This is a genomic window from Erythrobacter sp. (assembly GCF_040217515.1).
GTDB lineage: Bacteria > Pseudomonadota > Alphaproteobacteria > Sphingomonadales > Sphingomonadaceae > Erythrobacter.
The window spans coordinates 399,574-417,348 of the sequence record NZ_JAVJPT010000003.1 but is presented as its reverse complement, the minus strand read 5'-3'; the positions used below and the strand labels follow the sequence as shown (position 1 = coordinate 417,348).

Sequence of the window (17,775 nt, the reverse complement as noted above, 5' to 3'; positions counted from 1 at the left end):
GCGGTCAGTCCGCGCCCGGCTTCCTGAACGGCGTACGATCGCCGAGAAAGAGCTGGTCGCTCGCCACGCCTTCGCGTTCGCGTTCCAGAAAATCGGCCACTGCCGCGCGGAAGCCGGGATCGCCGATCCAATGGGCCGACCATGTCTTGACCGGTTCATAGCCGCGGGCCAATTTGTGCCCGCCCTGCGCGCCAGCCTCGACCCTGGGCAGGCCAAGCTCGATCGCGACGTCGATCGCCTGATAATAGCACAGCTCGAAATGCAGGAACTTCACGTCCCGGGTGCAACCCCAGTACCGACCGTATAGTGCATCGCGGCCGATGAAGTTGAGCGCTCCGGCGATCGGTTCTTCCCCGTCGAACGCCAGAATCAGAACGATGCGCTCTCCCATCCGTTCACTGAGCAGGTCGAACGCCGCGCGCGTGAGATAGGGCGTTCCCCATTTGCGCGCGCCGGTATCCTGGTAGAAAACCCAGAACGCATCCCAGTGATGCGGCTTGATCTCATCTCCGCTGAGCCGCTCGATCCTGAGCCCGTCCTGAGCCGCAGCGCGTTCCTTGCGCAGGTTCTTGCGCTTGCGCGAGGCAAGTTCGGCCAGGAAATCGTCGAAAGTGGCATAGCCGCGATTCAGCCAGTGGAACTGGATGTCGTTGCGAATAAGCCAGCCCGCATCTTCGAATAGCGCGACCTGTTGCTCCTCGATGAACGTTGCATGGGCCGACGAGATTCCGTTTCGCTGGCAGACGACTTCTGCGCCCTTGATCAGATGCGGAGCGAGCGAAGGGTCGGACAGGAGCAGGCGCGGGCCACTCGCCGGGGTAAAGGGAACGGCGATCTGGAGCTTGGGGTAATAGCGCCCGCCAGCGCGGTGCCAGGCATCTGCCCAGCTGTGATCGAACACATATTCTCCCTGGCTATGTGCCTTCGCATAGCTCGGCATGGCCGCGCGTAAGGTGCCATGCCCGTCGGTCACGACGATTGGGGCGGGATCCCAGCCGGTGCCTTCCCCGACGCTGCCCGAATCCTCCATGGCGGTAAGGAATTCATGGCTGACGAAGGGGTTGCGCTCCCCGCCAAGCGCGTTCCATTGACCGGCATCGAACTCGCCGACCGAAGGGGCCAGCCGAACCGTCAGGCCGGAGGGATCGTTCTCGCTCATGGCAGACCATTGCCTTCGCTGATCAGGGCGTCGGCCTGGAGAAGAGCTTTCTGCCGCAATTCGGCGGTCCGGACAGTCCAAGTCAGCAGTGGTCCATGATCTGCGCGCCAAGCTGCGGCTTGGGGGTCCGGCAGGTCACGGATATCCAGAGCGAGAAAGTCCGCTGCACCATTCTCACCCGGGTCCCGCTCGCGCCACACGCCCTTAAAGCCGTTGTCGAGGGTATCGGTGCAAACAAGGCCGCAAGGGATAAGAGGGGAGTGCCTAGAGAACCATTTTGGCACTTCTTGATCAAAGCTCATCACCGCTACCGTGCTTGCATGGGCTTCCAACAATCGAGCCACGGAAAGACACGTCGAGCCGATGTCGTAATCGCGCTTCGACTTGATCTCGATGAGGATCGTTGTCCTTCCACCCACCGCCTCGAGAAACCTGTCCAGGCGCAGCGGCGTTTGGTCTGTTCCGAGAAGGCGCAAGGTTTCCAACTCGTCGGCCGTCAGGTCTTCGGTTGTGCCTCCTTGCCCCGTGAGACGGGTCAGTTCCCAATCGTGGAATACGATCGGATGATTGTCGCGGCTGCGCTGGATATCGCATTCGATCCCCATACCTGCTGCGATTGCCGCTTCGGCAGCTGCAAGCGAGTTTTCAGGCACACCAGGGGAATGCAGCCCGCGATGGGCGTATTCGCAAGCCGTGAGCCATTCGGGTGCGGCGCGAACCGTCATTGCGAAACGGCGAACACCGCATCGACCTCCACCGCCGCACCGAGCGGCAATGCAGATACGCCGACCGCCGCTCGGGCATGGCGACCCTTTTCGCCGAAAACTTCGAACATCAGTTCGGAAGCGCCGTTGGCAACCTTTGGCTGTTCGGTGAAATTGGGCGTCGAAGCGACGAAGGCACCAAGCTTCAGGACACGCTCCACCCGTTCGAGCAGGCCGGCTTCGCGAAGCTGGGAAAGGATCATCAACCCGCAGGCGCGCGCCGCCATAATCCCATCCTCCAGCGGAAGATCGTCCCCAAGCCGTCCGGTGACGAGCGTTTTGTTAAGGAAGGGCAGTTGGCCTGAGACATGGGCGATGCCTCGATGGTGGACGACCGGAACATAGCTCGCCACCGGGGCGGCGGCCTCGGGCAGGACAAGCCCCATTTCGGCGAGTCGTTCGTCGATCATCATCGTGCATCCTCTTCGATCCGTTCGATCAACCAAGGCAACGCATCGACCCAGCGGTCGATCCTCGCCTGTGCATGGCCCGCCTTGTGCGCACAATCGATCGAGCCCGCGATCATCGGCTCGCCGCACATGTGCAGGCGCACGACTTCGGGCGCGACCTCTGCGACCGAGGCGTGATGCTGAGCCAGATCGTCGATAAAAATGGTTCGGCTGGGCGCGAATTCCTCGACGATTTTCTTGAGCGCCGGGCCCTTCGGCCCCTGGTTGGTGTAGACGCGCGCATTTATGCCGATTGCGGCAAGCTGCTCCGAGCGCTTCTCGCGCCGCTCATCAACAAGGTTGGTCAGGATAACGACGTCCGCCTGCTCGGCGAGAGCATTCATGCCTTCGACCGCGCCTTTGATCGGGGTCTGCCGGTCCATTTCGCGGTCGAAAAAGCGCCCGAGCATACGCCAGATTTCGGCCGGTTCGAGCAATTCTCCGCTTTCCTGCCAGCGCAGGGCGTGAGCGAAATCGTGACCCTCGAGATTGAAATCGACGCCCTGGCTTTCCTCCAACCATTGCTTGAAATGGGCGACCATGTGGAGGAGCACTTCGTCACAATCGCTGACGATCAGAGGGCGGGTCATTGATTAAGTTCCTTTCGGGCGAGGACCAGTTCCTCGGGCGTGACGGCCAGCGCTTCGGCCGCGCGAAGCAAATCGGGTTCGTGATTGGCTAGGAAATCGAGCGCCGAGACAAGCACGCGGGGATCTTCGAGGCCTGCACGCAATGAATCGGCATCGAGCCCTGTCAGCTCGAGATAGCGATCGGCCCGCTCTGCATCGTCGAGCACCCATCCGAGCGCCGCGAGCGCGAGCGTCTGCGCGCTCGCGGAGGTCCGACCGGCAGCGGGTTCGGGACGATCCGGGATTGTGGCGGCCTCCTGGTGGGGTTACGCTCCGCCAAGGGCTGAACGGGGCGTTGCGGTAATGAAACGAATAATGGTGGTGGAGGACAACGACCTCAACCGGAAATTGTTCTGCGACGTGCTCAAGGCCAACGGCTTCGAGGTGGAGCCGGTCGCCGACGGTGAAAAGGTCATCGAAACCGCACGTGCCACAAGCCCCGATTTGATCATCATGGATATCCAGTTGCCCGGCATTTCAGGCATCGAACTGATCGAAGCGGCGCGGCGAGATACCGACCTTTGCGAAATCCCGGTTCTGGCCGTGACCGCCTTTGCCGCACGCGGGGACGAGGACCGCATTCGCGCTGCCGGAGCTTCGGGCTATCTTGCCAAGCCTGTTTCCATCAGCCCGTTCATGAACGCTGTCAAGGAACTGCTCGACGACTAGACGGGAAGACTGCTAGTCGGGAAACGTCCCTCGGAAGTGTACTCCCAGGCGAAAACTAGCATTGTCAGCAGAAGACCGCCAAGAAAGATGCGATAACCGTAGGCCAGGAATCGATACTTACGGCGGTGAAGCACGCGGCCATTCCCATAGATGTCGTGCATCATCGTTCGGTAGACGCTGGCATCGCATTGAAAGCGTTTCATGAGAAGGGCCTGCCACTGTTCCTCCTCGATGGTCGCAAAATGCCCGAAGAACAGCGGATTGAAACGCTCGTCCTGTTTCGGGGGAGCCCCGAAGGTCGGCATCACGGCGATGACTGCACACATTGAGGAAAGGAAAGCCGTCGCCGCCAGACAGAGCGTGGCAAGCGTGATCGTTTCGCCCATCAACCGCGTCACCGAGAGCGAAAAAACGACGAAGGTCGCGCCGATCATTATGTTGGCTTTCTGATCGGCCATCTGCGACAGGGTAAGGGTGTTGATCTGGGTCGTCCGCAGAAGATGGATCGCGTTGGCGGACCATTCCTGTGCCATGCCCGGCAGCTCTTCCGAACTAGGAATCGTCCGCCCCCGTCCGGACTCCCCGGGAAAATCCGGGCCAGTATCGGCCTTGTCCGTGCTGCCTACCCGGTTCAATTGTATCGTCCCCCAATCGGCACCTTGCATCGCTCTGCCAGCCGGTTCCGTACTTGACAAGGCGCACTGCGAGCCGCTTTGACCGTGAGTGCGTGAAAATTGCGCCCCTCCATCCAGAAAGAGCCCGTTCCCGCCATGACCGAAGCCGAAGTCGACGAGCGCATCCGCGGCCTAATCGACCCCTTCAACAAGAAGGGTATCGATATCACGCCGGCGACGACCTTCGCCGGCGACCTCGAATTCGACAGCCTGACGGTGATGGATTTCGTCGCCGCAATCGAGGACGAATTCGACATCATCATCAGCATGAACCAGCAGGCCGAGATCGAGACCTACGGCCAGTTGGTCAGCGCGGTGCACAAGCTGCAGGATAGCTGATAGAAAGCGTTTCCATGAACGACATGACTCCTCACTCCGCCGAGGCCGCCCGCAATTCAGGGGACCTGTTCGCCAAGTTCGATCCGATCATCGAAACCCGCGCGGCCCTGCTCGCCCGCGGGGTCGAGGATCCCTTCAGCCTAGTCATGGAAAAGGTGCTTAGTCCGACCCGTGCGATCTGCAACGGTCGCGACACGATTCTGCTGGGCACATACAATTATATGGGCATGACCTTCGACCCCGACGTCCTCGAGGCGGGCAAGGAAGCGCTCCAAGAGTATGGCTCCGGAACGACTGGCAGCCGGGTGCTCAATGGGACCTACCAGGGTCATCGCGAATGCGAAGATGCCCTGAAGGAATTCTACGGGATGGACCATGCGATGGTCTTCTCGACCGGCTATCAGGCCAATCTCGGCATAATTTCGACCATCGCGGGCAAGGGCGATTACATAATTCTCGACATCGACAGCCATGCCTCGATCTATGACGGCTGTGCGATGGGCAAGGCCGAGGTTGTCCCTTTTCGCCATAACGATATCGAGGCGATGGAAAAGCGGCTGCGGCGCGTACCGGAAGGCGCGGGCAAACTCGTCATCCTCGAAGGCGTCTATTCGATGCTGGGGGATGTTGCACCGCTCAAAGAAATGGTCGCGATCGCCAAGAGATACGGCGCGATGGTGCTGGTCGACGAGGCGCATTCGATGGGCTTCATCGGCGAGAACGGACGCGGTGTAGCCGAGGAGCAGGGTATCATCGATGATGTCGACTTCATCATCGGCACGTTCTCGAAAAGCGTGGGGACGGTCGGCGGTTTCTGCGTGTCGAACCATCCGAAATTCGAAATCTTGCGGCTGGTTTGCCGCCCCTATGTCTTCACCGCGAGCCTCCCCCCGAGCGTCGTGGCAACCGCGGCGACGTCGATTCGCAAGCTCATGCATGGGGCCAACAAACGGGCGCATCTCTGGGAGAACTCGAAGCGACTGCATTCAGGACTTGCGAAACTGGGTTTCAAGCTCGGGACGGATGAAGCGCAAAGCGCCATCGTGGCGGTCATTATGCCGGATCTCGAACGCGGTGCGATGATGTGGGAAGCGCTGCTGAAAGAGGGCCTTTACGTCAATCTTGCTCGCCCGCCTGCTACTCCGGCCGGCATGACCTTGCTGCGCTGCTCGCTTTGCGCGGAACATTCGAACGAAGAGGTCGACACGATCCTCGCAATGTTCGAGCGCGCCGGCAAGGCGGTCGGCATAATCGGCTGAACGGCCCGCTCAGCGCGTCTCGCGATCGAGCGGCACGGCTGCCGCGCAGCTTTCGTCGACAGCCTGGTCGTCATCCCCTCCGCGTAGCTGCGTGATCACAAGAAAGCCGGCGACGACCAGCAAGGCGAAAACGGTGGTTACAAGACCTAGATAGCGCTCGATGAATGCCTTGATCGGGGTACCGAAAACCCGGAAAAGCACCCCCACTACGACGAAAACGAGCCCTCGACCGGCAAGGCTCGCAAGTATGAACGGCACGAGCGCCATCTCCATGAAGCCTGCCGTGAGGGTCATGAGCTTGAACGGAACCGGGGTCGCCCCACCGATGAAGACGGCCCAGGGGCCGAGTTGCGCAAACCGGCACTGGGCTGCCGGGAAGATCTCCGCATAGCCGAGCGTCGCGATCAGCCATTCGCCGATGCTGCCGTAGAGCCCCCACCCGATCGCATAGCCGAGCATACCTCCTGCCACCGACGAGAGCGTTGCGACGATACCGAAGCGTAGCGCTTTGCGCGGTTCGGCAAGGCACATCAAGCCGAGTAACGGATGCGGCGGGATCGGAAAAAAGCTGGCCTCGATAAAGCAGAAGAAGGCCAGCCAAACCTGAGCTTGGCGGTGGGCTGCCTTGTCCATGGTCCAGTTGTAGAGCCTGCGCAACCACGCCAAGAGATAAGCCTTTCCTTAGGAAGCGTCTGGGGATTAGGCGACGTGAACCACCCGCGCAAGATGGAAAAAATAACCATCACGGTTCGCAATCCTTGACATCGTGACGCTTACGGGTTATCAAAAGTCATCATCGCGATAATGCGAGTCGTCAGGGACGCCCCCTCTCTTGTGGGTGCATCACTTGCTTCCGCTCTTCGACCCCAAAGGTTTCCTGATGAAGGTATCCAGGCATCCGGCCGACTCCGGGTGCGCGGCCCGCACCCGCACCCATCCCCGATGGCGAGACCGGTTCATTTCGCATCTCGAGCAGAGTTGTTGCGTAATCCGGTCAGCCGAACGGGCCGGTATCTCGACCGGACGAGCCTATCGCGCGCGCCGAACGGAGCCAGACTTCGCGCGCGCATGGATCGCCGCTTTGGGGCGGGGCTATGAGGATCTCGAGCTCGAGATGCTGCGCCGCCTGCGCGAGGGAGACCTTCTGACAAAAGACGGGGTTAAATACGATTTCGCCAGCGCGATCCGCTTGCTCGGCCTTCACCGGGACAACATGCTGCGCTTCCACGCCGACCAGCGCAATGTCACCGCCGCCGAAATCCGCGCATCGATCGACCGCAAGATCGCGGACATAAGGCAACGGATCGCCGACGAGGACAAGGACGCTGGCGAGGACAACCAACCATGAGCGAGCCGCTCGAATGTCTCGCCCGCGCGGCATCGGACCAGTCGGCGCAGCTCGCGGGATCCTTGACCGCCGAGGAACGCTGCGAGTTCGTCTATCACTGGGAGCTCTTCGCCCGTCCGTCGCAGCTTGCGCCAACGGGCGAATGGCGGGTCTGGCTGGTCATGGCGGGGCGCGGCTTCGGAAAGACCCGCGCCGGTGCCGAATGGGTGCGCGCTATCGCGGAAAACCATCCGGAAGCCCGGATCGCGCTCGTCTCCGCCTCGCTGGGCGAGGCGCGCGCCGTGATGGTCGAGGGGGAAAGCGGGATTCTTGCCTGCACCCCGCCCGAACGCCGCCCCGTGTTCGAGCCCTCGCTCAGGCGCCTGCGCTTTCCAAGCGGTGCACAGGCTTTCCTGTTCAGCGCACTCGAGCCGGAGGCCCTGCGCGGGCCGCAGCATAGCCATGCCTGGTGCGACGAAATCGGCAAGTGGCCGTTGTCCCACCAGCGCGCGACACGGTGCTGGGACAATCTCCTGATGGGGCTGAGGCTGGGGAGGGAACAGCGGGTCGCCGTCACGACGACACCGCGCCCGGTTCCGCTGGTCGAGCGCCTGCTCCGCCAGCAAGAGGATGGAGCTACCATAGTTACACGAGGTTCGACGTTCGACAACAAGGCAAACCTGCCGGGACGCTTTCTTGCGGCGATCGAAGCTGAATTCGCGGGCAGCCAGCTTGCCAGACAAGAGATCGGAGGTGAACTCGTCAGCGATATCGAGGGTGCCTTGTGGCAGCGCGCTCTGATCGAGACCGTGCGCGACTGCGGCGAGCATCCTCCCCATTGCCGCATTGTGGTCGCGGTCGATCCGCCGGCCTCCGCTTCGGGCGACGAATGCGGGATCATCGTTGCCAGCCTAGGGACGGACGGGCTCGCCCGGGTGCTCGCTGATTGCTCGCTCGGCAACGCCTCGCCCGAGCGCTGGGCGGAGGCTGTCGCGGTAGCCGCCGAGACCTGGCAAGCCGACCGAGTCGTGGCCGAGGCCAACCAAGGCGGCGCGATGGTCGAAACCGTGTTGCGAGCCGCAGACCACGCGCTTCCGCTGAGGCTGGTCCATGCCAGTCGCGGCAAATGCGCGCGCGCTGAACCGGTAGCAGCGCTCTATGGAGCGGGTAAAGTCAGACATCACGGGTTCTTCGCAAGGCTCGAGGACCAGCTCTGCGGCATGATGCTCGGTGGTGAATATGCCGGTCCAGGACGCAGTCCGGATCGCGCCGACGCGCTCGTCTGGGCACTCACCGAGCTAATGCTTGCGCGAGTTTCAAAACCGCGCGTGCGGCAGATCTGAACGCCCCCGGGACGGATTACGACCAAGAAGGAATTCTCATGGCTCTGCTCGAGACGCTGCTCTCCGCCTTTAAGGGCGGGGAGCGAAACCGCGTGCCGCTGTTTCCGGGATATTTACAAGGGTGCCTGTCGGCATTCGGGGCGGAAGGGAACAGCCGCCCCTTCGACTATCGCCACGCGGTCGAGGCGGCCTATCTCGCCAATCCGATCGCGCAGCGAGCGGTCCGCATCGTCGCCGAGGGGATCGGACAGGCGCCGCTATCCTGCGAGGACCCGGACATCGTGCGGCTGGTAACGGCGACCAGCGCGGGCCAGCCACTCATCGAAAGTCTCGCTGCGCATGTGCTGCTTCATGGCAATGGATTCGTTCAGATCCTCAAGGATGCGTCGGGCAAGCCGATCGAGTTGTTCGCGCTCAGGCCCGATCGCGTCTCGATCATCGCCGGACCGGACGGCTGGCCGCAGGCATACCGCTACGAGGTCGGCAGTGAGGGGATGACGATCCCGGGAGAGGATGAGAACGGCTGGCCTACCATCGTACAGGTGAAGGCGATGCATCCGCTCGACGACCACTTGGGGGCTGGCGCGCTGGCCGCGGCATACAAGGCGATCGCGGTCCACAACGCTGCCACGGCCTGGAACCAGTCGCTGCTCGAGAACGCTGCGCGGCCTTCCGGTGCGCTGGTCTACGAGGGCGGAGACGGGGCCGGGCTCACCGCAGAACAATTCGACCGCCTGCGCGACGAACTCGAGAAAGCCTTCGCCGGTGCGATCAATGCCGGTCGACCGCTGCTACTCGACGGCGGCCTCAAATGGCAGAGCATGGCGCTTTCCCCCGCAGACATGGATTTCGCCACCCTCAAAAGCGCCGCTGCACGGGAGATCGCGCTGGCTTTCGGCGTGCCGCCGATGTTGCTCGGTCTGCCGGGTGATAACACTTATTCGAACTATCGCGAGGCGAACCGCGCGCTCTGGCGACTGACTCTGCTCCCGCTTGGCCACAAGCTTCTCTCGGCTCTTGGCGAAGGGCTGCAGCCGTGGTTCCCCGAAGCGGCGCTGGCCATCGATCTCGATCGGATTACCGCTCTTTCCGAGGACCGGGAACGGCTCTGGAAACAGGTCAGCGACGCCGATTTTCTAAGCCGGGAGGAAAAACGCAGATTGCTGGGATTCCCGTCAGAGGAGGGTGTCCGATGACTCGTCCCGCCATGCTGGCCACACTGATGAAGCAGGCCAATGAAGAGGGGGCGGAACTGGTGACCCTGCGCGCGATCGTCGAGGAAACGAGCGAGCTCGCCGCCGACCGTATCCTAGAGCGGCTAGGCCTCGACGACGCGCAGGCGGAGGACGATCTCGGAGAATTGCGCGAATTGTTGCAGGCCTGGCGCGATGCCAAAACGAGCGCATGGAAAGCCCTCGTCGATTGGGCCATCCGCGCCGCACTCGCCCTGCTGCTTGTCGGGATCGCCTTCCGGCTTGGCGTCTGGGACGTGCTATGAAACCGGCCCGGGTAATGCGTTTCGCCGGCTATGCGGGGCTGTTCGATCTTGCCGATGGCGACCGTGACGTAATTCGCAGGGGTGCCTTCGCAGCATCGATAGAGCGGCGAGTCCGTCCGTTCCCGCTGCTCTGGCAGCATCGCCCCGACCAGCTCATCGGTGAGATCGAACGGATCGCGGAGGATGGGCGAGGTCTGAGGGTAATCGCTCGGATCGATCGGCTCGCCTCGCGCGCAGCCTTCCTTCTCAGGAAAGGCAAGATTAACGGCCTGAGCTTCGGTTATCGCGCGCGCGATGCGCGGCGATCCGAGGCAGGCCGCGAATTGCTCGAGATCGAGCTTTTCGAAATCAGCCTCGTCACCCACCCGCTCCAGCACGGAGCGAGGGTCCACCTCATCGCCTGAACGCCCTTCTCGCGAAACCCACTCGCCACTCGCCACTCGCCACTCGCCATTCGCTCGCCGCCAGAGCGCGGCTCTTTTCGTGCCAGTAGAAAGGTTGAATATGGAAAAACCCGTCAATACCACCAGTGTGCCAGTCACCGCACCCGCCGACGAACTTGAGGAGAGCTTTGACATCGTCGCCCGCCAGGACCGGGCCGAAGCGGAGCTCCAAGGCCTTCGCAGCGACGTCGATGACGTGAAGATGCGGCTGGACAAGGTCGCCAAAGCCGCGACCAGACCCTCGATCGCTGGACGCGAGATGGAAAGCCCGGAAGTGAAGGGATTCGTCGACGGCTATCTGCGCCGCGGGCGCGAAACCGAGGTCAAGTCGATCAGCACGGCAACTCCCGGGGATGGTGGCTTCGCGGTCCCTCGCGAACTCGACGCGGTCATCGCCCGCGAACTAGCCGAAATCAGTCCGGTCCGCAACATCGCGCAGGTGGTGAAGACAGGGACATCGGGCTATCGCAAGCTCGTCGCAACCGGCGGGACCGCTTCTGGCTGGGTCAGCGAAACCGCCGCCCGACCCGAAACCGCCACGCCGAACTTCAGCGAAATCGCGCCCCCATGCGGCGACCTTTATGCCAATCCGGCGGCGAGCCAGGCGATGCTCGACGATGTCGGCTTCGATCTCGAAGCCTGGCTCTCGGCGGAGATCGCGGCAGAGTTCGCCCGTGCGGAGGGGGATGCTTTCGTGAAAGGGACCGGGACCAACCAGCCCGAAGGTTTCCTCACCGCGCCGACCAGCACGGCGGAGGACGGCACTCGCAGCTTCGGCCAGCTTCAGTACATCGGCTCGGGCAATGCGAACGGATTCGATGCCGAGCCCGATGCGAAACTGATCGACCTCATCCATTCGCTTAAGGCTGGGCACCGGCAGGGAGCGTGTTTCGTCATGAACTCGGCAACGCTCGCTGCGGTGCGCAAGCTCAAGACCTCGGACGGCGCGTTCCTGTGGCAGCCCGGCCTCGTCGAGGGCCAACCCGACCGCCTGCTCGGCTATCCTGTAATTGAGGCCGAGGACATGCCCGATGTCGAGGGCGGCGCATTCCCGATCGCCTTCGGCAATTTCCGTCACGGCTACCTGATAGCCGAACAGAGTACGACGAAAGTGCTGCGTGATCCGTTCACCAACAAGCCCTTCGTGCACTTCTATGCCACCCGACGGATCGGCGGTCAGGTGCTCGACAGCAACGCGATCAAGCTTCTGAAGATCGAAGCCTGATTCTCCCGTTCCGGTACGCGCGGGTCGCCCCTTGCCCGTGCGCATCGGCGCATGGCGCCCGCATCGTCCCTGTCCAGCACGGACGATACGGGCGCCTTTTTCATGGTCATGCTTTCATTGCCTTCGGAGATCGAAATGCGACGCACCGTCGTCCAGCCTGCCAGTTTCTCGGGAGAGGCCGTAGCCGAACTTAGATCCTGGCTCGGGATCAGCCGCGAGGCCGACGACGCCATGCTCGTCGACCTACTCGAGGCCAGCCATGCTCTTTGCGAATCGTTCACGGGACAAATGCCGCTCATCCAGACGGCTGAGGAGCAATTTCCGTTTCTTGCGGGCCCATGCCAGCTCTCGGTTAGGCCGGTTCGATCGCTCGTCTCGATCGACGAGATTAGCGGCGATGGATCCCGAAGCCCCCTCGACGCGAGCGATTACGATTTGACCATCGAAACGGATGGCATAGCCCAGATCGAGTTCTCTTCCCGCGGCGACGGTCGCCCGCTAGCGATAAGCGTGCAGGCCGGAATCGCACAGGAATGGGCCAGCCTGCCCGCTCCCTTACGGCAAGGTATGATCCGGCTTGCAGCCCATCATTTCCGGGAGCGCGATCGCCCGGCGCAGACCAAATATGAATCGCTCGGTATCGCCGCACCGGCGAGCGTAACGGCGTTATGGCGGCCTTGGCGCCGGGCAAGGCTCACATGATCGAAACCCAGAGCAATCTCGATGCAGTGATCGACCGGCTGAAAAGACATGCGGAACAACTTCGTACCGTCCGGGCAGTACGCCGGGCAGGTTCCCGCATCGAACTGACCAGCGACTGGCGTTCAGCTGCCAGCCTATGGCCCGGCTTCGCACAGGATTGACCATGGAAAATCGCTTGAGAGCGCAGCTGATCGAATGGCTGCGCCTGGACCCTGCGTTGGCCACCATCAATGCAATCGAGGAGGAAAGCCCGCTCGGCGCGAGCACTCCCTGGCTCGGTATTGCGGCGAGCGCCTCCGCCGATTGGGGGACGAAGGACCGGCCGGGACGCGAAGTTCGAATCGCTCTCGAACTCGAAAGCCGGTCCGACGAGCCGGCCGCCGATGCCGATTTGCTCGCTGCGATCGAGCGGAGGGTGCTGGCCCTCCCATCGGCGCAACACGGGTTCGAGGTCGCCTCGATCCGTTTCCTGCGCTCCCGAAGCGAAGCGCGACCAAGCAATCTGCGGGGCGGACTGCTCGAATTCCGCTTTCGTATTCTCGAACACACTCAGGAGTAATCTACCATGCCTGCCCAGAACGGCTCCGCCTTCCTGCTCAAGATCGGCGACGGTGCCGCATCACCGACATATGAAACCGTCGCCGGCCTTCGAACCACGCAATTGTCGATCAACGGAGACGCGGTTGTCGTGACGCACAAGGAGTCGGGCGGTTGGCGCGACTTGCTTTCCGGTGCGGGGACGCGTTCTGTTTCGGTGAGTGCTGCGGGGATCTTTCTCGGCAGCGCGGCGGAGAGCCGGGTGCGCGGCCATGCCCTTGCGGGAACAATCGACGATTATGAACTGGCCTTCGAAGATGGCGAACGCCTGCGCGGCAGATTCCTCGTCCAGCGGCTGGACTATTCTGGCGATTTCAATGGCGAGCGCACTTACACGCTGCAGTTGGAAAGCTCCGGCCCCGTGGTGCCTGAATGACACGTCCGCCCAATTCCCATCGCGGAGAGACGAGCGTTACGGTCGGGCACAAGACATTTGTGCTGCGCCCGAGCTTCGAAAACCTGGTTGCAGCGGAAGAAGAACTTGGCCCGCTTTTTGCGCTAGTGGAGCGCGCCTCCGAAGGGGCGCTGACCCTGAGGGAGATGGGCGCGCTCGTTTGGCATTGCATGTCGCCGGATGACCGGCCCGAGCGGGACGCGATCGGGCAAGCCCTACTCGAGATGGGCCTTATCGCCGCAACAAAGCCAGTGCGCGCAATCCTCTCCCAGGTCCTGCAGGGGCGCGAATGATTCGTTCCTTCGGCGACGCGGCAGTGCGCTACAGCGCCGTGGCTGCGCAATTGCTCGGTTGGCATCCGCAGGATTTCTGGACCGCCACGCCCCATGAACTCGCACTCGCATTGCAGCCAATCGGCGACGAAACCGATCTCGAGGTCCCCAGCCGGGAACATATCGCATGGATGATGGAGCGAGACCTTCATGACTGACACATTCGACGAGCTCGTTATCGATCTGCGCGCCAGCACCGATGCGTTCAGTGCCGATCTTGAGGCGGTTCGAGGGTCGATCGACAGCAGTCTGGTGGATGGCTTCGACAAGGCTGGGGAGAGGCTCGAGCGTGGACTGGTCTCCGCCATCCGCCGCGGCGGCCTGGGATTCGAGGACCTCAAGCGTCTCGCCTTTCGCGCATTCGACGATATCGCCGCTCATGCCCTCCAATCCGGCTTCGGCGACGTTTTCGGGGGCTCCGGCGGAGGCCTCGGCGGCTTTCTCGCACAGTCCTTCGGCGCGCTGCTGGGATTGCCTGGACGCGCGACGGGAGGGCCAGTCTCCCCCGGGCGCGCCTTTCTGGTCGGCGAATCGGGCCCGGAGATCTTCGTCCCGACCTCTTCCGGCAGGATCGAAAGCGGTATCGCCACTGCAGGCGCAGGGCGCGATGTGCGTGTGGCGATCCAACTCACCTCGCCGACGGAAAACGCTGCGCCGACAGCGATGCAACGTTCGTCCCGCCAACTAGCGAGCGCAGTGCGCCGCGCAGTCGAACAGGCCTGAGGAAGAGGACGCGCAATGGCATTCTGGCTTGCACGAGATAGGCGGTCGCAGGAGGCGGGATTCATCCAGCGCTTCGACCCACGCTTCTGGACCGTTGATTTCCCTCGCCCCGCCATGGCCTCGGTAGTCACGACGGGCGCTGACGAGATCAAGGTAAATGTCGAACTGCACCACGAAGGCGAGCTCGTCGGCCTGATCTGGGAAAGCGTTGACCGTTTCGATCACGCCCTGCTCGCCTATGCGACCGATCGCGACTATTCGCATACCAGCCTCAGCTTCCGCTGGCGTAGCGAGGGGGTGGTCGCGCTCGATCAACCCAACGGTCCGACACTGACGATAGAGGGGAGAGACGAGGCAGGCGCTCCCGCGACCTGGTATGTCAGGCTCTGGAACTATGCCGAAGGATCGCCCACCGATGCCCGCATTACCCTGCCGTTCTCGGCCCTCGAAAGCGGCTACACCCTGCCCGGCACCCCTATCCATCCCATGGACATCGATCGGATGTTCATTTCGATTGTTGCCCCCGGATATACTGCCGGGAGCACTGCGCCCCTAGCCCAGCGAGCGAACGGGCAAGTCATAATGAGCGACATCGTCGCCGATGGTGGGCGGGCAATGCTGGAAGTGGGGGATGTCCGCTTGCCAGTCCATGGCCTGCGAATGGCGACCGCTTACGACGATGCCTACAATCAGACCCCTGCAAGGCTGCTGCGCAACATCGTCGGCCTGGGTTACCGTTCGGACATCGTCCATTATGTGGGTATGAGCCATTTCATGCGGCTCGAACGCGCAGCCGACGCGGCCTTGCTCGTCGATCCCTCGGGAGCGTTGTGCGAGCCGGCCCGCTTCTGGCATGAGGCCTTTCTGGAAGGTGGCGCTGAGAGCGATCTCGAGGTGATCGTTTCGCTCTCCTACGAACTCTTCGACGCATATTGCCCGCAAGCCTGGAAGCAACGCGATGCGGGCGGTGCTCCGGCACTGACAGGTTGGGAACCGCCTTCGACGCTGCTTTCGCCGGCCAATGCGGACGCGGTGGCCTGGCTCGCAGCGGTCGCGCGGGAGCTTGTTGGCATCCTGCAGGAGGCGGGCTTACCGATCCGTTTCCAGATTGGAGAGCCCTGGTGGTGGATTACCAATTCGGGGGAGATCTGCATCTACGACCAAGCCGCGATTACGGCCTTTGGCGGCGATCCGCCGATAATCGGAGACCTTCGACAACCGCTTGATCAGGCAGCGATCGACCTGCTCGATACCGCAGGTACACTTCTGGCCTCATCAACAGCCGAAGTGACGGCGGCGGTGCGTGACGCTGCACGGGAACCGGCCGAGGTCCTGCTCCTTGCCTTTACTCCCACCATTCTCGATCCGTCGACTCCGGACGTCCACAGGGCGAATTTGCCTTCGGGCTGGGCTTCGCCGGCTTTCGATCGGCTGCAGGTCGAGGATTATGACTGGCTGACCGCGGGCGCGGATGCGCTGCGAAGGAAGGCCTATAGCTTCGTCGATGAGAAGCTCGGGTATCCGCTGACCCATCAGGACTACCTCGCCGGTTTCGTGCTCGATCCGGCGGACGCGGAAACCTTCTGGGCGCGCATTGACCGAGGCATCGACGAAGTCGCTGCACGAGGAGTCGAGCGGCTCTATGTCTGGGCCCTGCCCCAGGTCGCGCGCGACGGTTACACCCGCCTTCCTCCAACCGGGAAAAGCGAAATGCAATCCTTCGACGACCTACTGTATCCCTTCGCACTCGGTCGCAGCACCGCCGTGGCACCAGAATTCTCGACCTCTATATCGGTCACTGCATCGGGTCACGAAAGGCGCAATGCACTATGGTCCGATGCGCGGATGCATTTCGATGTCGGTCCCGGCATCCGCTCCGAATCCGAGTTGGCCGAGTTGATCGCGTTCTTCCGTGCAAGACGCGGCCCAGCGCGCGGTTTCAGGATCAGCGACCCGTTCGACCACAGTTCAAACGGTATGACAGGATTGCCGACGGCATTCGATCAATTGCTGGGTAATGGCGATGGCTTCGAAGCCGACTTTCAGTTGATCAAGTCCTATGGGCCTGGCCCGGAGGCCCAGGTTCGCCCGATAACCCGGCCACGCGGCGACAGCCTGCTGATAAGCGTCGATGGCGTACAGACAGAAGATTGGAGCCTGGGGCCTCTCGGATTGATCAGCTTTGGTTCGGCGCCTCCAGAAGGGGCCGAGGTGCGAGCCGGTTTCCTGTTCGACGTTCCCGTTCGCTTTGCGGAGGACCGGATCGACATTGCGGGGATCAACTTCGCGGCCGGAGAGGCACCGAGCATCCCACTCATCGAACTGAGAGAGGCGGGCTGATGCGGGTATTCTTCAACCGCGAACTAGACACTGCGGCAACCTTCTGGCGGATATACCGGAGCGATGGGGTGACCCTCGGGTTCACGAGCCACGATCGCGACCTTGTTTGTGGGGGGATCAGGCACAGGGCTGCCCCGGGGATGGTTCCGGCGGCCATCAGGCTCAACGCGGACCTTTCGAACGACAGCGCCGAGGTCGAGGGTGCTCTCAGCCACGATTCGATTCGTGCCGATGAACTCGCTGCGGGCCTGTTCGACAGAGCTGCAATCGAGATCGGAATCGTGGACTGGCAAAGTCTCGAGTGGCACACGCTCTATTCGGGGCAACTAGGCCCTATAGAGAGCGACAGTGGCAGCTTTTCCGCTGAACTGCGATCGGCCAAGCTGATCCTCGAACGCGACATTGTTCCTCGCACGAGCCCGACATGCCGGGCCACCTTCTGCGGGCCCCAATGCGGCCTGTCCGCCGCTCGCTTTACATCCGTGAGAGAATTGGCGGCGCTGGATGTCGATCTCAATCGCGTCAGCTTTGCCGGCCTGGATTCGCCGATTCTCGTAGATGGGCGCATTCGGTTTCTCGATGGTCCGCAAACAGGACTTGTATTCGGAGTCGTGGCGATGGCTGACGGGTGGCTAACACTCGACCGTCCACTCGTCGAGGGAACCTACCCGGGAACACGGACCGAAATCCGCGAAGGTTGCGACCACACTCTCGAGACCTGTGCAACGCGGTTTGACAACGCGATTAACTTCCGCGGAGAGCCTCACCTGCCCGGCAACGACTTGCTCGCCCGATACGGGGGCGGTTCGTGACCTCGCCCAGCGATGAGGGAAACCACCTCGCTAAGGCCGCACGGGCGCTGGTCGGGCGTCCGTTCCTTCTTCATGGGCGCAATCCGGAGACCGGGCT

The 17,775-nt window shown here is 62.4% G+C and carries 25 protein-coding genes; 18 read left to right on the top strand and 7 right to left on the bottom strand.

Going from position 1 to position 17,775, the window contains the following annotated elements:
* Positions 1 to 4 precede the first annotated feature (4 nt).
* From RIB52_RS03695 to RIB52_RS03675, 5 genes are read right to left on the bottom strand one after another with little or no spacing between them, the layout of a single operon-like run.
* The gene (locus RIB52_RS03695) at positions 5 to 1,159 is read right to left on the bottom strand and encodes a GNAT family N-acetyltransferase (protein ID WP_350173016.1); all 1,155 of its coding nucleotides are present in this window, start codon (positions 1,157 to 1,159) and stop codon (positions 5 to 7) included.
* The gene (locus RIB52_RS03690) at positions 1,156 to 1,884 is read right to left on the bottom strand and encodes a glycerophosphodiester phosphodiesterase family protein (RefSeq protein WP_350173014.1); all 729 of its coding nucleotides are present in this window, start codon (positions 1,882 to 1,884) and stop codon (positions 1,156 to 1,158) included. Before RIB52_RS03690 ends, RIB52_RS03695 begins: the two co-directional genes overlap by 4 nt.
* Positions 1,881 to 2,336 carry a RidA family protein gene (locus RIB52_RS03685; RefSeq protein WP_350173012.1) on the bottom strand — a complete coding sequence of 152 codons (456 nt, stop codon included), beginning with the start codon at positions 2,334 to 2,336 and terminating at the stop codon, positions 1,881 to 1,883. The genes RIB52_RS03690 and RIB52_RS03685 overlap by 4 nt, the downstream gene beginning before the upstream one ends.
* Positions 2,333 to 2,962: an HAD family hydrolase gene (locus tag RIB52_RS03680; protein ID WP_350173010.1), complete on the bottom strand. Its 630-nt coding sequence runs from the start codon at positions 2,960 to 2,962 to the stop codon at positions 2,333 to 2,335. Before RIB52_RS03680 ends, RIB52_RS03685 begins: the two co-directional genes overlap by 4 nt.
* Positions 2,959 to 3,168, bottom strand: coding sequence for a DUF3572 family protein (locus tag RIB52_RS03675; RefSeq protein ID WP_502879462.1), 210 nt, complete (start codon positions 3,166 to 3,168; stop codon positions 2,959 to 2,961). Before RIB52_RS03675 ends, RIB52_RS03680 begins: the two co-directional genes overlap by 4 nt.
* A gap of 136 nt (positions 3,169 to 3,304) precedes the next feature.
* Between RIB52_RS03675 and RIB52_RS03670 the strand changes: the two genes are divergently transcribed.
* A complete protein-coding gene (locus RIB52_RS03670; RefSeq protein ID WP_502879461.1) occupies positions 3,305 to 3,670 on the top strand; it encodes a response regulator in 366 nt (121 codons plus the stop codon).
* Here the strand turns inward: RIB52_RS03670 and RIB52_RS03665 are convergent.
* The gene (locus RIB52_RS03665) at positions 3,667 to 4,203 is read right to left on the bottom strand and encodes a Pycsar system effector family protein (RefSeq protein ID WP_350173008.1); all 537 of its coding nucleotides are present in this window, start codon (positions 4,201 to 4,203) and stop codon (positions 3,667 to 3,669) included. The two genes, RIB52_RS03670 and RIB52_RS03665, sit on opposite strands and share 4 nt — an antisense overlap.
* A 237-nt stretch (positions 4,204 to 4,440) precedes the next feature.
* On the opposite strand from RIB52_RS03665, the gene RIB52_RS03660 reads away from it, so the two are divergent.
* Positions 4,441 to 4,683: an acyl carrier protein gene (locus tag RIB52_RS03660; protein ID WP_350173006.1), complete on the top strand. Its 243-nt coding sequence runs from the start codon at positions 4,441 to 4,443 to the stop codon at positions 4,681 to 4,683.
* Positions 4,684 to 4,697: 14 nt separating this feature from the next.
* Positions 4,698 to 5,942, top strand: coding sequence for a serine palmitoyltransferase (spt, locus tag RIB52_RS03655; RefSeq protein WP_502879460.1), 1,245 nt, complete (start codon positions 4,698 to 4,700; stop codon positions 5,940 to 5,942).
* A gap of 9 nt (positions 5,943 to 5,951) precedes the next feature.
* Here spt and RIB52_RS03650 read toward each other — a convergent pair whose 3' ends face one another.
* Positions 5,952 to 6,575 carry a YqaA family protein gene (locus tag RIB52_RS03650; protein WP_350173004.1) on the bottom strand — a complete coding sequence of 208 codons (624 nt, stop codon included), beginning with the start codon at positions 6,573 to 6,575 and terminating at the stop codon, positions 5,952 to 5,954.
* Positions 6,576 to 7,023: 448 nt separating this feature from the next.
* On the opposite strand from RIB52_RS03650, the gene RIB52_RS03645 reads away from it, so the two are divergent.
* From RIB52_RS03645 to RIB52_RS03575, 15 genes are all read left to right on the top strand, one after another.
* On the top strand, positions 7,024 to 7,290 hold the full coding sequence (locus tag RIB52_RS03645; RefSeq protein ID WP_350173002.1) for a hypothetical protein: 267 nt from the start codon (positions 7,024 to 7,026) through the stop codon (positions 7,288 to 7,290).
* Complete coding sequence (locus tag RIB52_RS03640; RefSeq protein WP_350173000.1) at positions 7,287 to 8,612, top strand: DNA-packaging protein; 1,326 nt, start codon at positions 7,287 to 7,289, stop codon at positions 8,610 to 8,612. Before RIB52_RS03645 ends, RIB52_RS03640 begins: the two co-directional genes overlap by 4 nt.
* Positions 8,613 to 8,650: 38 nt before the next feature.
* On the top strand, positions 8,651 to 9,808 hold the full coding sequence (locus RIB52_RS03635; protein WP_350172998.1) for a phage portal protein: 1,158 nt from the start codon (positions 8,651 to 8,653) through the stop codon (positions 9,806 to 9,808).
* Positions 9,805 to 10,110 carry a DUF6127 family protein gene (locus RIB52_RS03630; RefSeq protein ID WP_350172996.1) on the top strand — a complete coding sequence of 102 codons (306 nt, stop codon included), beginning with the start codon at positions 9,805 to 9,807 and terminating at the stop codon, positions 10,108 to 10,110. The genes RIB52_RS03635 and RIB52_RS03630 overlap by 4 nt, the downstream gene beginning before the upstream one ends.
* A gap of 14 nt (positions 10,111 to 10,124) precedes the next feature.
* Entirely contained in the window at positions 10,125 to 10,514 is a 390-nt protein-coding gene (locus RIB52_RS03625) for an HK97 family phage prohead protease (protein WP_350172994.1), read from the top strand.
* A 100-nt stretch (positions 10,515 to 10,614) separates the two neighbouring features.
* The gene (locus RIB52_RS03620) at positions 10,615 to 11,778 is read left to right on the top strand and encodes a phage major capsid protein (protein ID WP_350172992.1); all 1,164 of its coding nucleotides are present in this window, start codon (positions 10,615 to 10,617) and stop codon (positions 11,776 to 11,778) included.
* 51 nt (positions 11,779 to 11,829) lie between these two features.
* Positions 11,830 to 12,480, top strand: coding sequence for a head-tail connector protein (locus RIB52_RS03615; RefSeq protein ID WP_350172990.1), 651 nt, complete (start codon positions 11,830 to 11,832; stop codon positions 12,478 to 12,480).
* Positions 12,477 to 12,641: a hypothetical protein gene (locus RIB52_RS03610; protein ID WP_350172988.1), complete on the top strand. Its 165-nt coding sequence runs from the start codon at positions 12,477 to 12,479 to the stop codon at positions 12,639 to 12,641. Before RIB52_RS03615 ends, RIB52_RS03610 begins: the two co-directional genes overlap by 4 nt.
* A 2-nt stretch (positions 12,642 to 12,643) precedes the next feature.
* Positions 12,644 to 13,039, top strand: coding sequence for a tail completion protein gp17 (gene gp17, locus RIB52_RS03605; RefSeq protein ID WP_350172986.1), 396 nt, complete (start codon positions 12,644 to 12,646; stop codon positions 13,037 to 13,039).
* A 6-nt stretch (positions 13,040 to 13,045) separates the two neighbouring features.
* Positions 13,046 to 13,453: a phage major tail protein, TP901-1 family gene (locus tag RIB52_RS03600; RefSeq protein ID WP_350172984.1), complete on the top strand. Its 408-nt coding sequence runs from the start codon at positions 13,046 to 13,048 to the stop codon at positions 13,451 to 13,453.
* Positions 13,450 to 13,764: a gene transfer agent family protein gene (locus RIB52_RS03595; RefSeq protein WP_350172982.1), complete on the top strand. Its 315-nt coding sequence runs from the start codon at positions 13,450 to 13,452 to the stop codon at positions 13,762 to 13,764. Before RIB52_RS03600 ends, RIB52_RS03595 begins: the two co-directional genes overlap by 4 nt.
* A complete protein-coding gene (locus RIB52_RS03590; RefSeq protein WP_350172980.1) occupies positions 13,761 to 13,961 on the top strand; it encodes a phage tail assembly chaperone in 201 nt (66 codons plus the stop codon). The genes RIB52_RS03595 and RIB52_RS03590 overlap by 4 nt, the downstream gene beginning before the upstream one ends.
* Positions 13,954 to 14,526, top strand: coding sequence for a tail tape measure protein (locus RIB52_RS03585; RefSeq protein ID WP_350172978.1), 573 nt, complete (start codon positions 13,954 to 13,956; stop codon positions 14,524 to 14,526). Before RIB52_RS03590 ends, RIB52_RS03585 begins: the two co-directional genes overlap by 8 nt.
* A gap of 15 nt (positions 14,527 to 14,541) precedes the next feature.
* On the top strand, positions 14,542 to 16,866 hold the full coding sequence (locus tag RIB52_RS03580; protein ID WP_350172976.1) for a DUF2460 domain-containing protein: 2,325 nt from the start codon (positions 14,542 to 14,544) through the stop codon (positions 16,864 to 16,866).
* Positions 16,866 to 17,678, top strand: a complete 813-nt coding sequence (locus RIB52_RS03575) for a phage/gene transfer agent baseplate hub protein (protein WP_350172974.1) — start codon at positions 16,866 to 16,868, stop codon at positions 17,676 to 17,678. The genes RIB52_RS03580 and RIB52_RS03575 overlap by 1 nt, the downstream gene beginning before the upstream one ends.
* Positions 17,679 to 17,775: the final 97 nt, after the last annotated feature.

Excerpts from the sequence above, each read along its gene's own strand:
- RIB52_RS03695 (WP_350173016.1), bottom strand. The coding sequence starts at position 1,159 with ATGAGCGAGAACGATCCCTCCGGCCTGACGGTTCGGCTGGCCCCTTCG.
- RIB52_RS03690 (WP_350173014.1), bottom strand. The coding sequence starts at position 1,884 with ATGACGGTTCGCGCCGCACCCGAATGGCTCACGGCTTGCGAATACGCC.
- RIB52_RS03685 (WP_350173012.1), bottom strand. The coding sequence starts at position 2,336 with ATGATGATCGACGAACGACTCGCCGAAATGGGGCTTGTCCTGCCCGAG.
- RIB52_RS03680 (WP_350173010.1), bottom strand. The coding sequence starts at position 2,962 with ATGACCCGCCCTCTGATCGTCAGCGATTGTGACGAAGTGCTCCTCCAC.
- RIB52_RS03670 (WP_502879461.1), top strand. The coding sequence starts at position 3,305 with ATGAAACGAATAATGGTGGTGGAGGACAACGACCTCAACCGGAAATTG.
- RIB52_RS03665 (WP_350173008.1), bottom strand. The coding sequence starts at position 4,203 with ATGGCACAGGAATGGTCCGCCAACGCGATCCATCTTCTGCGGACGACC.
- RIB52_RS03660 (WP_350173006.1), top strand. The coding sequence starts at position 4,441 with ATGACCGAAGCCGAAGTCGACGAGCGCATCCGCGGCCTAATCGACCCC.
- spt (WP_502879460.1), top strand. The coding sequence starts at position 4,698 with ATGAACGACATGACTCCTCACTCCGCCGAGGCCGCCCGCAATTCAGGG.
- RIB52_RS03650 (WP_350173004.1), bottom strand. The coding sequence starts at position 6,575 with ATGGACAAGGCAGCCCACCGCCAAGCTCAGGTTTGGCTGGCCTTCTTC.
- RIB52_RS03640 (WP_350173000.1), top strand. The coding sequence starts at position 7,287 with ATGAGCGAGCCGCTCGAATGTCTCGCCCGCGCGGCATCGGACCAGTCG.
- RIB52_RS03635 (WP_350172998.1), top strand. The coding sequence starts at position 8,651 with ATGGCTCTGCTCGAGACGCTGCTCTCCGCCTTTAAGGGCGGGGAGCGA.
- RIB52_RS03630 (WP_350172996.1), top strand. The coding sequence starts at position 9,805 with ATGACTCGTCCCGCCATGCTGGCCACACTGATGAAGCAGGCCAATGAA.
- RIB52_RS03625 (WP_350172994.1), top strand. The coding sequence starts at position 10,125 with ATGCGTTTCGCCGGCTATGCGGGGCTGTTCGATCTTGCCGATGGCGAC.
- RIB52_RS03620 (WP_350172992.1), top strand. The coding sequence starts at position 10,615 with ATGGAAAAACCCGTCAATACCACCAGTGTGCCAGTCACCGCACCCGCC.
- RIB52_RS03615 (WP_350172990.1), top strand. The coding sequence starts at position 11,830 with ATGGCGCCCGCATCGTCCCTGTCCAGCACGGACGATACGGGCGCCTTT.
- RIB52_RS03610 (WP_350172988.1), top strand. The coding sequence starts at position 12,477 with ATGATCGAAACCCAGAGCAATCTCGATGCAGTGATCGACCGGCTGAAA.
- gp17 (WP_350172986.1), top strand. The coding sequence starts at position 12,644 with ATGGAAAATCGCTTGAGAGCGCAGCTGATCGAATGGCTGCGCCTGGAC.
- RIB52_RS03600 (WP_350172984.1), top strand. The coding sequence starts at position 13,046 with ATGCCTGCCCAGAACGGCTCCGCCTTCCTGCTCAAGATCGGCGACGGT.
- RIB52_RS03595 (WP_350172982.1), top strand. The coding sequence starts at position 13,450 with ATGACACGTCCGCCCAATTCCCATCGCGGAGAGACGAGCGTTACGGTC.
- RIB52_RS03590 (WP_350172980.1), top strand. The coding sequence starts at position 13,761 with ATGATTCGTTCCTTCGGCGACGCGGCAGTGCGCTACAGCGCCGTGGCT.
- RIB52_RS03585 (WP_350172978.1), top strand. The coding sequence starts at position 13,954 with ATGACTGACACATTCGACGAGCTCGTTATCGATCTGCGCGCCAGCACC.
- RIB52_RS03580 (WP_350172976.1), top strand. The coding sequence starts at position 14,542 with ATGGCATTCTGGCTTGCACGAGATAGGCGGTCGCAGGAGGCGGGATTC.
- RIB52_RS03575 (WP_350172974.1), top strand. The coding sequence starts at position 16,866 with ATGCGGGTATTCTTCAACCGCGAACTAGACACTGCGGCAACCTTCTGG.